This window comes from Micromonospora sp. NPDC127501 (assembly GCF_040302185.1).
Classification (GTDB): Bacteria; Actinomycetota; Actinomycetes; order Mycobacteriales; family Micromonosporaceae; genus Micromonospora.
Map to the genome: position 1 here is coordinate 459563 of NZ_JBEORJ010000003.1, position 12723 is coordinate 472285.

At 69.8% G+C, this 12723-nt stretch carries 10 protein-coding genes and 1 pseudogene; 3 read left to right on the forward strand and 8 right to left on the reverse strand.

The genetic code is table 11. The features are described from left to right. Positions 1-149: 149 nt before the first annotated feature. Genes ABTW72_RS09465 through ABTW72_RS09475 form a run of 3 tightly spaced genes read left to right on the forward strand, consistent with a single transcriptional unit; the run spans position 150 to position 2454 of the window. On the forward strand, positions 150-557 hold the full coding sequence (locus ABTW72_RS09465) for a GntR family transcriptional regulator (RefSeq protein ID WP_030335957.1): 408 nt from the start codon (positions 150-152) through the stop codon (positions 555-557). 20 nt (positions 558-577) lie between these two features. After that, positions 578-1468, forward strand: coding sequence for an ABC transporter ATP-binding protein (locus tag ABTW72_RS09470; protein ID WP_350856406.1), 891 nt, complete (start codon positions 578-580; stop codon positions 1466-1468). Next, the gene (locus ABTW72_RS09475; protein ID WP_350856409.1) at positions 1465-2454 is read left to right on the forward strand and encodes an ABC transporter permease; all 990 of its coding nucleotides are present in this window, start codon (positions 1465-1467) and stop codon (positions 2452-2454) included. Before ABTW72_RS09470 ends, ABTW72_RS09475 begins: the two co-directional genes overlap by 4 nt. A 48-nt stretch (positions 2455-2502) precedes the next feature. On the opposite strand, the gene ABTW72_RS09480 is transcribed toward ABTW72_RS09475, so the two are convergent. The 8 genes and pseudogenes from ABTW72_RS09480 to ABTW72_RS09515 form a co-directional block, all read right to left on the reverse strand. Beyond that, complete coding sequence (locus ABTW72_RS09480) at positions 2503-3591, reverse strand: DNA glycosylase AlkZ-like family protein (protein WP_350856412.1); 1089 nt, start codon at positions 3589-3591, stop codon at positions 2503-2505. A gap of 58 nt (positions 3592-3649) precedes the next feature. Then, on the reverse strand, positions 3650-4480 hold the full coding sequence (locus ABTW72_RS09485) for an ABC transporter permease (RefSeq protein ID WP_350856415.1): 831 nt from the start codon (positions 4478-4480) through the stop codon (positions 3650-3652). Continuing rightward, positions 4477-5441 (reverse strand): annotated as a pseudogene (locus ABTW72_RS09490) (ATP-binding cassette domain-containing protein). Before ABTW72_RS09490 ends, ABTW72_RS09485 begins: the two are co-directional and overlap by 4 nt. A 173-nt stretch (positions 5442-5614) precedes the next feature. Then, complete coding sequence (locus ABTW72_RS09495) at positions 5615-6877, reverse strand: ROK family transcriptional regulator (RefSeq protein ID WP_350856418.1); 1263 nt, start codon at positions 6875-6877, stop codon at positions 5615-5617. Between the two features lie 112 nt (positions 6878-6989). Beyond that, positions 6990-8093 carry a substrate-binding domain-containing protein gene (locus ABTW72_RS09500; protein ID WP_350856421.1) on the reverse strand — a complete coding sequence of 368 codons (1104 nt, stop codon included), beginning with the start codon at positions 8091-8093 and terminating at the stop codon, positions 6990-6992. A 52-nt stretch (positions 8094-8145) separates the two neighbouring features. Further along, entirely contained in the window at positions 8146-9444 is a 1299-nt protein-coding gene (mmsB, locus tag ABTW72_RS09505) for a multiple monosaccharide ABC transporter permease (protein WP_350856424.1), read from the reverse strand. Then, positions 9441-10988: a multiple monosaccharide ABC transporter ATP-binding protein gene (mmsA, locus tag ABTW72_RS09510; RefSeq protein ID WP_350856427.1), complete on the reverse strand. Its 1548-nt coding sequence runs from the start codon at positions 10986-10988 to the stop codon at positions 9441-9443. Before mmsA ends, mmsB begins: the two co-directional genes overlap by 4 nt. A 543-nt stretch (positions 10989-11531) precedes the next feature. Next, entirely contained in the window at positions 11532-12710 is a 1179-nt protein-coding gene (locus tag ABTW72_RS09515; protein WP_350856430.1) for an alcohol dehydrogenase catalytic domain-containing protein, read from the reverse strand. Between the last annotated feature and the right edge of the window lie 13 nt (positions 12711-12723).

The window sequence follows — 12723 nt, forward strand, 5'->3', positions numbered from 1 at the left end:
GATGCGCCCGACGGCAGGCACGCGGCGCGCCGGACGAGACGCGCCGGGCCCGGACAGAACGTGCCGCGCCGGGCTTGACAGCCGGCGGGTCACCGATGAGGCTGTCTATTAGTCCTACTGTCGTAGGACAACAGGAAGGGTCAACGGGAGTGATCGAGTTCGTACTGGACAGCCGGTCGAAGGTGAACACCTACATGCAGCTCGTGCAGCAGGTGAAACAGGCGCTACGGGTTGGCCTGCTGACACCGGGCGACCAGTTGCCGAAGGTCCGGGACGTCGCGCAATCCCTGGCGATCAACCCGAACACGGTGCTGAAGGCGTACCGGGAGTTGGAGATCGAGGGTCTGGTCGGTGGCCGACCGGGGGTGGGCACGTTCGTTCAGCGCACCCTGGCCGGCGCGTCCCTGCCCAACCAGGCCGAGCTGCGCGACGACCTGGTCGCCTGGCTGCACCGGGCGCAAGCGGCCGGTCTCACCGCCGAGGACGTCATCGCCCTGGTGGAGACGACGCTGCGCGCCACCCTCGCCGACGACGCCCCGCAGAAGGAACCCGCGTGAACGGAACGAGAGGACAAGGGATGGACATGGTCTTGGAAGCAGACCGGCTCGGCAAGCGGTACGGCAGCACCTGGGCGTTGCGGGACTGCTCTCTGCATCTGCCGGCCGGCAGGATCGCCGCGCTGGTCGGGCCGAACGGCGCGGGCAAGAGCACGCTGTTGCACCTGGCCGTCGGGCTGCTCAAACCCGATGCCGGCACGGTCCGAGTGTTCGGTCGCTCCCCGTACGGTGACACGGAGGGACTGGCCGACATCGGGTTCGTCGCCCAGGACACCCCGCTGTACCGGGACTTCACGGCGTCCGAGCTGGTCATCGTCGGCGGCAAGCTGAACAAGCGGTGGGACGCGGCGTTGGCCCGCCGGCGGCTGGCCCAGCTCGGCATACCGCCGGACAAGCCGGTCGGCAAGCTCTCCGGCGGTCAACGGGCCCAGGTCGCGCTTGCTCTGGCACTGGCCAAGCAGCCACGGCTGCTGCTGCTCGACGAACCGGTCGCCAGCCTCGACCCCCTGGCTCGACGGGAGTTCCTCCAGTCGTTGATGGGCAGCGTCGCGGAGTCGGGCACCACCGTTCTGCTCTCCTCGCACCTGCTGGCCGACCTGGAACGCGTCTGCGACTACCTGATCGTGCTGAACGCCTCCCAGGTGCAGCTCACCGGCGCGGTCGACGACCTGGTCGCCGGGCACCGGCAGCTCGTCGGGCCGCGGCACGACGGCGGCGCTGTCGGGGGCGTCACCGCAGTCATCCGGGCCAGCCACACCGACCGGCAGTCCACGTTGCTCGTCCGCACCGACGGGCCGGTCACCGATCCGGCCTGGACGGTCCGCGAGGTGAGCCTGGAGGACGTCGTACTGGCCTACCTGGCCGACGGCACCACGCAGACCAGTCACAGCGAGTGGGGGGTAGCAGCATGATCTGGTTGACCTGGCGGCAACATCGCAAGCAGGCGTTCTACACCCTGCTGGGGTTCGCGGCACTCGCCGCTCTGCTGGTCCCGATCGGCCTGTCGATGCGGAACACCTTCGGCGACCTCGGGCTGGCGGACTGCGTCAGCCAGCTTGCCCGCGCCGACGTGGCGCAGACGACCCGCGAGACCTGCGACGCGGGCTTCCACCGCTTCAGCAACCAGTACAGCAGCCTCAACCTGGTGGCCGTACTGCTGATCACCCTGCCGGTGCTGGTCGGCCTGTTCTGGGGCGCCCCACTGGTCGCCCGGGAGGTGGAGCAGGGTACGCACCGGTTCGTCTGGACCCAGGGTGTCGGCCGCAACCGGTGGGCCCTGGTGAAGTTCGGGCTGGTCGGCGTGTCCGTGCTGGTCCTCGCGATCGGCTACGGGCTGGGCATGTCCTGGTGGGTGGAGCCGCTGACCCAGGCCGCTCAGGAGGGCCGCCTCGGCATGATCGTCTTCGATCTGCAGGGCATCGCCCCGATCGGCTACACCCTCTTCGCCGTGGCGCTCGGCATCTTCGCCGGCACGGTGTGGAAGCGAATGCTGCCCGCCATGGGCATCACCCTCGCCGGGTTCATCGGCGTACGGGCGGCGGTGGAGATCCTGGCCCGTCCGCACTACCAGGCCGCCCGCACCAAGACCTTCCCGATCGAGGGGGATGGGCCGCCCGAGATCAGCCGGGGGGACTGGATCCTCACCCAGGGCGTCCGGAACCCCGACGGGACGATGATCGCGGAGGACACCCGGATCCAGTGCCCGCCGGGCGGGAAGGGGCCGGACGGTCGGGTCTGCGGGTCCGAGTTGGGCCTCGAACCGGGCGCGTACAACTGGCAGCTCTACCAGCCGGCGGACCGGTTCTGGCTGTTCCAGGGCATCGAGACGGGCATCTTCGTCGCCCTCGCCGTGCTCCTGCTCTACCTGGCGGTGCGCCGGATACGCCGGATCGCCTAGCGGGGCGACGGGTGGTCGTCGGGGAGCGGGGGCCCCGGCGATCACGCGTCAGCGCAGGCCCTCGACGGTCAGCGACAGCCAGGACGCCAGGCCGTGCAGCTCCTCGTGCACGGCCCGGGTCACCTCGGGGGTGAAGGGCAGGTCCTCGTGGACGGCGTGCACGGTGAGCTTGCCGCGCCGGCGCTCGGCCGTGGCGTCCACCTTCCCGACCAGCCGATCACCATGCAGGATCGGCAGCGCGAAGTAGCCCCACCGTCTACTCGCCTTGGGCTTGTACATCTCCAGCACGTACTCGTACTCGAAGAGGTCGGCGAGGCGGACCCGGTCGTGCACCAGCCGGTCGAACGGCGACAACAGCGCCGTACGCCCGGTGAAGGGCTGACCGAGCGCGGCCGGGTCCACACGCCACTCCCCCGCGACGCCCTCGATGATCGCTGGCTCGCCGGCGTCACCGACCTCGGCCGGCTCGCCGGGCACGACCACCGCCTTCTCCCGAGCGATGCCCAGCGCCCGCAGCCGTCGCTCGTTGCGAAGTCGGCGCGCATGCTCCAGCTCGATGACGGGGACGTCGGCCGGGTAGACCCGCTCGGCCACGTCCCAGAGCCGCTGTCGGCCCTGGCGGCCGGCGATCGCGACCTCGCCGCGCAGGACCAGGAACTCCAGCATCTGGGTGACGTTGCGGTTGTTGGTCCAGCCCGACGACGGCCAGGGCACGGCGCTCGTGTCCGGGATGTCGCGGGAGAGCAGCGGACCGGAACGGCCGAGCAGGTCGAGGACGTCCCGTCGGAACGAGTCGTTGGCGAGCAGCCACTCGCGGTGGCGCTCATGACCGGGCGACGCCGCCATCGCCGCGAGGAAGAGCCCCAGGTCGTCCATCGGTCGCACCATCGCCTGGTGCTCGAAGAGCGTCCGGTCCCGTTCGAGGGCCTCCCGCATCTGCGTGGGCTGGTACGACGAGCCGAGCCGGCTCCAGCAGACGAGGTCGGCGCTGGGCGCGACGGCGGCGGTCGGGTCGATCTGCACCAGGGTCAACTGGCGGACCACTGTCAGCAGGTCGGTCGGACGCGGAGCGGCCAGCAGCTGGGCCCGGATGGCGATCCGCCGCGCCTGGGCCCGATCGAGTCGGTGCACACCCACGCCGGCGAGCCTAACGACGACCACCGACAGAGAGTCGGATCGCCATCCGGGCTCGAGCTCAGCCGGCCAGCCGTCGGTACCGGGCGACCGAGAGCGGCAGGAAGACCGCGACCAGGACGAGCGGCCAGAGCACCGCCAGCAACGGATAGTGCTGCGCCGCCCAGGAGTCGCCGCCCCAACCGGGGTTGCCGAACAGCTCACGGGTGGCGCCGACGGTCGCCGACAGCGGGTTCCACGCGGCCACCGCTCCGAGCCACGCAGGCATGGTGGACGGTGCGACGAACGCGTTGGAGAGGAAGCCGAGCGGAAACTCCAGGGTCTGCACGGCCACCACGGCGGTCTGCCCACGGGCGACCAACCCGAGGAAGATGCCGACCCAGATCAGGGCGAAGCGCAGCAGCAGGATCAATCCCACCGCCGCCAGCGTGGCACCGAGCCCACCGTGTGCCCGCCACCCGATTGCGAGACCGGTCAGCAGCAGGACCCCGAGGGTGACCACCGCGAACAGCATGTCGGCCACCGCCCGGGCCGCCAGCGGCGCCAGCGGTGAGACGGGCATCGATCTGAGCCGGTCGGTCACCCCGCGCTCCAGGTCCTCGGCAACGGCGATGGTGGTGAGGCTGATGCCGAAGACCATGGTCATCACGAACATGCCGGGCATCAGGAACTCTCGGTAGCTGCCACCGCCGGGCACCTGCAACGCGCCACCGAACAGGTAGGCGAACATCAGCACGATCAGGATGTTGAAGCCGAGCGAGGCGATCAGTGGGCCAGGATCGCGTCGCCACCGGGCGAGACCGCGCCAGATCAGCGTGCCGCTGTCGCCCAGGAGGGCGGGCCGGCCGGGCGTCAGGTCCACCGGCGGGGCCGGCATGCTCACCGCGCTCATGCCGCCACCTCGGCGGTCGCCGCCCGGTGCCCGGTGAGGTGCAGGAACACGTCGTCCAGGGTTGGGCGGCGCAGCGCGACGTCCGCCACCGGGACGTTCACGGCGTCGAGCGCCCGCAGCACGTCGACGAGCGCACCGGCCTGGTGACCGACCCGGACGCTCACCATCCGCCGGTCCACGTCGACCGTCGGTTCGTCGTCGGCCGCCCGGCGTACCTGGGCGACGGCGGCGGCAAGGTCGGCCGTCGCTGCGACGACCACCTCGATCCGATCGCCGCCGAGCCGGGTCTTGAGGTCGTCCGGAGTTCCCTCGGCGATCACCCGGCCGGCCTCGACCACCGAGATCCGGTCGGCGAGTTGGTCGGCCTCGTCCAGTTGCTGGGTGGTGAGCAGCACTGTGGTGCCGGTGCGTACCAACTCCCGGACCGACTCCCACACCTCGTTGCGGCCGCGCGGGTCCAGCCCGGTGGTGGGCTCGTCGAGGAAGAGGACCGCGGGAGCCAGGATCATGCCGGCCGCCAGGTCGAGCCGTCGGCGCATGCCGCCGGAGTACGTGCTCACCGGCTGCTCGGCGGCGTCGGCGAGACCGAAGCGGTCCAGCAGCTCGACCGCCCGCTGCCGGGCCCGGCGGCGGCCCAGGTGGAACAGCCGGCCGAAGAGCACCAGATTCTGCCGGCCGCTCAGCGCCTCGTCGAGCGCGGGATGCTGCCCCACCAGCCCGATGCGGTAGCGCACCTGGTCGGGCTGGCGGGTCACGTCGAAGCCGGCCACCTCGGCACGACCCTCGTCGAGTCGGAGCAGGGTGGACAGATCCGTACCGAGGTGGTCTTCCCCGCCCCGTTCGGGCCGAGCAGGCCGCACACCGTTCCCCGCGGCACCCGCAGGTCGAACCCGTCCAGCGCGTACCGGTCCCGATACCGCTTGCGCAGCCCCTGCGCCACTATCGCGTCGGCTCTTGTCATCAGAGCGCTCCCCTCCCGCAACTGTCTGCCCGCATTACCGTACAACGTACGATAGCGCGTACGGGAAGGGCCATGGGGGCCAGATCGAGTGGAGGCAGGGTGTGCCAGCGGCAGTCGTCGCGGCCGACGTCAGGTCACTTCCGGAGCCAGGCGGCACCGGCGGGGAGTCGCCGCTACGCGGGGTTGGCGGTCCCGACCTGGCCCGCGACGCCGACGTTCAACGGGTCGGCCAGGAGTTTGTCGAACGCCAACTCGGCTGCGCCGATCAGGACGGCGTCGCGGCCGAGCGCCGCCGCGCGCAACCGCAGGTGCTCGCGGGAGGCGGGCAGTGGCATGGTGTCGAGCCGGTCCCGGACCACGTCCGCACCGGCGGTGAAGATGTCGCGCAGCGAGCCACCGAACACCACGGCGTCCGGGTTGACCACGTTGACCAGGTTCGCCACGCCGAAGCCGAGCCAGTCCGCGACCTGCTCGACCGCCGCGCGGGCGGTCGGGTCGCCGTCCGCCGCCGCGCGCAGCACCTCGGCCACCGCCGCTCGGTCGCTCGGGTCCCGGCCGGCGTGCCGCAACAGCGCGGCTTCGGAGATCTCGGTCTCCCAGCAACCGCGTGAACCGCAGCCGCAGGGCAGGCCGTTGGGGTTGACGACCATGTGGCCGACCTTGCCGCTGTGGCCCCGGTGGCCGATCACCAGTCGGCCACCGACGATCAGGCCGGCGCTGATGCCCAGATCGCCGTGCAGGTAGATGACGTCGTCGATGCCGACCGCGACGCCCCGGACATGCTCGGCCAGGCCGGCGATGTCGGCCAGGTCGCCGGCCACGAAACCGGGGCCCGAGCTGAACTCCGCCTCCAGCGTGGCACCGAGCGTCTCGTCGATGCTGGCGACCCGGATCCTGCCGTCCGGGTCGCGGGTGGTGTCGGTGACCGCGGCGGCACCGCCGACCAGCAGCGCGTCACCGACCACGGAGCGTTCCATGTCGCGGACCAGGTCGGCGAGGGGCCCGACGGCTTCGATCGCCGACATGCCGCGGGGTCGGGGGATTTCCCGCAGATCGAGGATCTGCCCGCCGAGGCCGACCCGGGCGGCACGCAGCCGGTCCGCGTCGATGCTCAACGCGTGGGCGTAGACCCGGTCGGAGCGAGGGCTGACGACCAGTGAAGGGCGGCCGGCGCGGCGGGCGGTGGTCGGAGCCTCCTCGGTGACCAGGCCGCTGGCGACCAGGTCCGCCGCGAGGGCGCCGATGGTGCTTCGGTTGAGGCCGAGCCGGCTGGTCAACTCGGCGCGGGACGTCGGTCCGTGCAGGTGGACGTAGCGCAGCACGGCGCCGAGGTTCTGCCGCCGGATCTCCTCCTGGCTGGCGCCGGGAACCGACGGCAGCGGGGATTCGGCGTTGCGGCCGACGCCGGCTGGCCTGGCCCGTACTGGTATCGCCACGGTCAGACCTCCTTCCGGGTCGAGGCCGGTTGGTGCGGGGGTGCAGGGACGACGATGGGTCCCGGTAGAGGAGACCCGGGACCCATCGGCGTTACTAGCTACCGTGCGGTGATTACTTGGTGAGCGGCGCGAGCTTCGGGTCGTTGGCGTACGCCTCAGCCGCGTTCGCCTTGGTGACGGCGACCGGCGGGAGCAGGTACGTGTCGACGACCTTGCTGCCGTTGTTGTAGGACTTGGTGTCGTTCACCTGCGGCTTGTCGCCGGCCTGGAGAGCCTTGACCATGTTGATGGTCTCCTTCACCAGGTTGCGGGTGTCCTTGTTGATCGTCATGTACTGCTCGCCCTTGACGATCGACTTGACCGACTCGACCTCGGAGTCCTGACCGGTGACGACCGGGGTCGGCTTGCCAGCACCCTTGACCGAGGTCAGGATGGCGCGGGCCAGCGTGTCGTTCGGGGAGAGGACGCCGTCCAGCTCCTTGTTGCCGTAGGTCGAGGTCAGCAGCTGGTCCATGCGGGCCTGCGCACCCTCGGCCTTCCAGCCCTGGATGGCGGTCTGCTTGACGTCCTTCTGACCCGAGGCGACGACCACGTTGCCCTTGTCGATCTCCGGCTTGAGCACGTCCATCGCGCCGTTGAAGAAGACACCGGCGTTGTTGTCGTCCGGCGAGCCGGAGAACAGCTCGATGTTGTACGGGCCGTTCGGCTTCTTGGCCTTCATGCCGTCCAGCAGGGCCTGGCCCTGGAGCTGGCCGACCTTGAAGTTGTCGAACGCCACGTAGTAGTCGAGGTCCGGCGTGTTGGTGATGAGCCGGTCGTAGGCGATGACCTTGGCGCCGGCGGCGTGCGCCGCGGCGACCTGGGTCGCCAGCTGCGCGGCGTCGGTCGCGCCGATGACGATGACCTTGGCGCCCTTGGTGGTCATGGCGGTGATCTGGGCCTGCTGGTCGGCGACAGTGGTCGACGCGCCGGCGTACTGCACGTCAGCCTGGAAACCGGCCTCCTTGAGGCCGTTGCTGAACAGGTCGCCGGCGAGGACCCAGTTCTCCGAGGTCTTGGCCGGGAGGGCCACGCCGATCAGCGAGTTCGCCGCGAAGCCCTTGGCGGCCTCGCCGCCGGAGTCGCTGTCGCCGTCGCGGCCGGAACCGCAGCCGGCGAGGGCCAGCATGGCGGCGGCGCTGATGGCCACCACCGACGTGCCGAAGAATTTACGCATGGTGAGGACTTGCCTTTCTAGATGGTGAGGCGGGTGGAGAGGTCGGTGACCGTCAGCCGGACACCGCTGCCTTGGCGGGCTCGCGCTCCGCGTCCGGCGGTGAGGCGGGTGGGGCGGAGTCCTCGCGGCGGAAGGGCCGCATCAGGCTCCCGATGATGGAGAACCGCCCCTGGCTCTTGTTGTAGACGTCGATCGCGACGGCCAGCAGCAGGACCAGGCCCTTGATGATCTGGACCTTGTCGGTGCCCACGCCCTGAAGCTGGAGGCCGTTGTTGAGCACGGCCATGACGAGACCACCGACGATGGAGCCGCTGATGGTGCCGATGCCGCCGGCGACGGCCGCGCCGCCGATGAAGACCGCGGCGATGGCGTCCAACTCCCAGCCGTTGCCGTCCTGCGGGCCGGAAGCCTGCGAGCGGGCCACGAAGATCATGCCGGCCAGCGCGGCCAGGACGGACATGTTCATCATGACGAAGAAGTTGACCCGCTTGAGCTTCACGCCGGACAGTTCGGCCGCCCGGGAGTTGCCGCCCACCGCGTAGATGTGCCGGCCGCCGGCCGTGTTGCGGGTGTAGAAGGAGTACGCGATGACCAGCGCCACCAGGATGATGCCCGAGATCGGGAAGCTGGTGCCGACGCGACCGCTGGCGAAGCGCAGCGCCGCGAAGGCGATGACCCCGACCATGACGGCCATCCGCAGGATCGAGATCCACATCGGCGCCGGGTCGGCGTCCATGGCCCGACGGGTGTTGCGGGCCCGGATCTCACGCCACACCACCGCCACCGCGGCGGCCAGACCGAGCAGCAGCGTCGCGTTGTTGTAGCCGGTGTTCGGCCCGAACTCGGGCAGGAAGCCGGAGCCGATCTCCCGGAAGCCCTCCGGCACCGGAATGCTCTGCGCGTTGCCGATGAACTGGTTGCCACCGCGGAACAGCAGCATGCCGGCCAGGGTGACGATGAACGCCGGCACCCCGACGTACGCCACCCAGAAGCCCTGCCACGCGCCGATCACCGCGCCGATGGCGAGGCCGAACACGATGGCAGCGGGCCAGGGCAGATCCCACTCGGTCATCGACTTGGCGACCAGGATGCCGGTGAATGCCGCGACCGAGCCGACCGAGAGGTCGATGTGCCCGGCGACGATCACCATCAGCATGCCGATGGCCAGGATCAGGATGTACGAGTTCTGCTGGAACAGCGCGATCAGGTTGTCCGACCGCAGCGTCAGCCCATTGGTCCAGATCTGGAAGATCAAGACGATCGCCACCAGGGTGAAGATCATCCCGAACTGGCGGGCGTTGGAGGTCGTGCCTCCAAACAGGTTCTTCTGAAGGTCCTTGATACGGCTCATCGGGTGGCCAACTTCTTCGTCGAGGTCATCTGCTTCATGAGGGTCTCCGGGTCCGCGTCCGCCCGGGCGATCTCGCCCGTGATGGCACCTTCGAACACGGTGTAGATGCGGTCGCAGAGCCCGATCAGCTCAGGCAGCTCCGAGGAGATGACGATGACGCCCTTCCCCTGGTCGGCGAGCCGCTGGATGATGCCGTAGATCTCGTACTTGGCGCCCACGTCGATGCCGCGGGTCGGCTCGTCGAGGATCAGCAGGTCCGGGTCGCTGAACATCCACTTCGCCAGGACGACCTTCTGCTGGTTGCCGCCGGAGAGCTTGGAGACGCCCTCGTCGACCGTCGGGGCCTTGGTCCGCAACTCCTTGCGGTACGCCTCGGCCGCCTGGTACTCCTCGACCTCGTTCAGGACGCCGTGGTGCGAGATCTTGGACAGCTTGGCGGCCACCGTCGACGTCTTGATGTCGTCGAGCAGGTTGAGGCCGAGCGCCTTGCGGTCCTCGCTGACGTACGCCAGCCCGTTGTCGATGGCATCCGCCACCGACTTCAGGACGATCTCCTTGCCGTCCTTGATGATCGTGCCCGACTCGTACACCCCGTAGGAGCGGCCGAAGACACTCATCGCGAGTTCCGTGCGACCCGCGCCCATGAGACCGGCGAAGCCGACGATCTCGCCGCGGCGCACCACGAAGCTCTCGTTCTTGCAGACCTGCCGCTCGGCGGAGATCGGGTGCCGGACGTTCCAGTTGCGGACCTCGAAGAAGACCTCGCCGATCTTCGGCGTGTGGTCCGGGAACCGGCTGCTCAGCTCGCGGCCGACCATGCCCCGCACGATCCGGTCCTCGTCGACCCCGTCCGCCTTGACGTCGAGGGTCTCCACGGTCCGGCCGTCGCGCAGGATGGTGATCTGGTCGGCGATCGCCTCGATCTCGTTCAGCTTGTGCGAGATCATGATCGAGGTGATGCCACGGGAGCGGAAGCCGCGCAGCAGGTCCAGCAGGTGCTTGGAGTCGGCCTCGTTCAGCGCCGCGGTGGGCTCGTCGAGGATCAGCAGCTTCACGTCCTTGGCGAACGCCTTGGCGATCTCCACGAGCTGCTGCTTGCCGACCCCGATGTCCTTGATCAGGGTGTCCGGGTCCTCTTCCAGACCGACCCGGGCCATCAGGTCCAGCGCCATCCGGTTCGCGGCCTTCCAGTCGATCGCGCCCCGCTTGCGCGGTTCGTTGCCGAGGAAGATGTTCTCGGCGATCGACATCCCTGGAATGAGCGCGAGCTCTTGGTGGATGATCACGATGCCGGCGTTCTCACTGGCCCGGATGTCGGAGAACTTGCTCTCCGACCCCTGGTAAATGATCTTGCCGTCGTAGGTGCCGTGCGGGTACACGCCGCTGAGCACCTTCATCAGGGTGGACTTGCCCGCACCGTTCTCGCCGCAGATGGCATGGATCTCGCCGGCGCGAACCACCAGGTTGACGTCGGAGAGGGCCTTGACTCCGGGAAACTCCTTGGTGATGGAGCGCATCTCAAGGAGGATGGGCACGTCGCTCATCGCTCGTACCACCTCGCCAACGTCATCGGTTGCCTCCGGAAGGTTGAACCTTCACTTGGTTTTGTTGTTGACGGCAACGTATTGCGGCCGGAGGGCCATCCGCAAGGCGAGGGACTGTTGAAAAAGTAACAATCCGGTAATATAGATGTCGCACAGTGTTCGTCCGCCACAGCGGCAACGACAGCCCCTCCCGGTGCCCCAGGCCTGGCCGCCGCACCCAGGCTCACCTGCGACAACGCGCCAATCGACCCCGGCCGTTCCCGCAGCTTTCCCACCAGGAAAGATGCCTCAGGGGCGGTGCACCCGGTAACGCAGCGCACATGCCACGCCATCGAATGATGGGAATCGGGCATCAACCCAGCGCCGTACGCGGGGCGCACCACGAACCTCTGTCAGCTGATGTGACCCACGCCTCTACCGGCCGTACGCATCGACGGCCACCATCCTGGAGCACTGTGCGCCGGACGACGGGTCAGTGCCCCGACGTCCGTTACGCGCAGTTCGTGACGGCACACCGCGACCCGCAGCCGGGGCGTCGACCGGTCAGCTCGGGTGCAGCACCGCCTTGATCACGCCGTGCTCCCGCCGGTCGAAGTGGCGATACAGCTCGGGGGCGTCAGCCAGGGTGCCGTGGTGGGTGACGATCACGCTGGGCCGCGCCCGGCCCGCGACGACCAGGTCCCGCAGCAGGACCGTGTAGCGGCGGTCGTGGGTGCGACCGAACCGGACCGCGACCCCCTTGCTGAACAGCGCTCCCCACGGCGCGACCAGGTTTTCGTGACCGTCCGCGCCGGGCGCGGGGTGTGGGTCCCGGTCCGGGTACACCCCGGCGACCGCGATCGCGCCGGCGGCGTTGACCAGCCGGGCCGCGTCGGCGATGACCTGGTTCGGACGCTCCCGGTCGGGGTGCTCCCGGTCGCGGGCCTGGAACCCGACCGCGTCGATGACCTTGTCGACCCCGCCCAGTTTCTCCTCGCCGAGCGGCAGCCCGGTCCGGGCCCGGTCGGCCCGGATCTGCTCGACCGGGTCGCCCCGGCGGAAGTCGATCGGCACGGCGCCGATCTCGCCGGCCTTGTCGAGTCGGGCGTCGACGCCGTCGACGGAGTACACGACGCGGGCACCTCGGAGCAGCGCCGAGTAGGCGCCGAGCAGGCCGATCGTGCCGGCGCCGAACACCGCCACGGTGTCACCGGGGCCGACCTCGGCGAGGGTGGTGGCGGCGTGCCAGCCGGTGACGAACGCGTCGGCCAGCAGCACGAAGTCGTCCTCGTACGCGTCCCCCGGCTCGCCGGGCACCGGTACGCAGTTGGCGTCGGCCCACGGCACCCGCAGCAGGTCGGCCTGCGCTCCCCGGTACGGACCCATCCCGGCGTACCCGTACGCCGCGCCCGGCCCCTCGGCCCGGGCCCGCAGGCAGGCCGCCGAGAGCCCGCGGGCACACATCACACACGTCCCGCAGAACAGGTGCGTGGGGATCACCACCCGGGTCCCCGGCCGGACGGTCTGCACCGCGGCGCCCACCTCCTGCACCACACCCAGCGGTTCGTGCCCGAGCACCAGGCCGGGCTCGGCGCTGGTGCGTCCGTCGTACATGTGCAGGTCGGTGCCGCACAGGGCGGTGGAGGTTATCCGCACGAGCGCGTCGGTCTCCGCCTCCAGCGTCGCGTCGGACACCTCCCGCACCGCGACCGTCCGGACGTCGGTGTAGACGACGGCTCTCATCCCGGCTCTCCTG

What these genes read in the sequence shown, in the direction of transcription:
- ABTW72_RS09470 (WP_350856406.1), top strand. Translation starts at nt 578, where the DNA reads ATGGACATGGTCTTGGAAGCAGACCGGCTCGGCAAGCGGTACGGCAGC.
- ABTW72_RS09475 (WP_350856409.1), top strand. Translation starts at nt 1,465, where the DNA reads ATGATCTGGTTGACCTGGCGGCAACATCGCAAGCAGGCGTTCTACACC.
- ABTW72_RS09485 (WP_350856415.1), bottom strand. Translation starts at nt 4,480, where the DNA reads ATGAGCGCGGTGAGCATGCCGGCCCCGCCGGTGGACCTGACGCCCGGC.
- ABTW72_RS09500 (WP_350856421.1), bottom strand. Translation starts at nt 8,093, where the DNA reads ATGCGTAAATTCTTCGGCACGTCGGTGGTGGCCATCAGCGCCGCCGCC.
- mmsB (WP_350856424.1), bottom strand. Translation starts at nt 9,444, where the DNA reads ATGAGCCGTATCAAGGACCTTCAGAAGAACCTGTTTGGAGGCACGACC.
- mmsA (WP_350856427.1), bottom strand. Translation starts at nt 10,988, where the DNA reads ATGAGCGACGTGCCCATCCTCCTTGAGATGCGCTCCATCACCAAGGAG.
- ABTW72_RS09515 (WP_350856430.1), bottom strand. Translation starts at nt 12,710, where the DNA reads ATGAGAGCCGTCGTCTACACCGACGTCCGGACGGTCGCGGTGCGGGAG.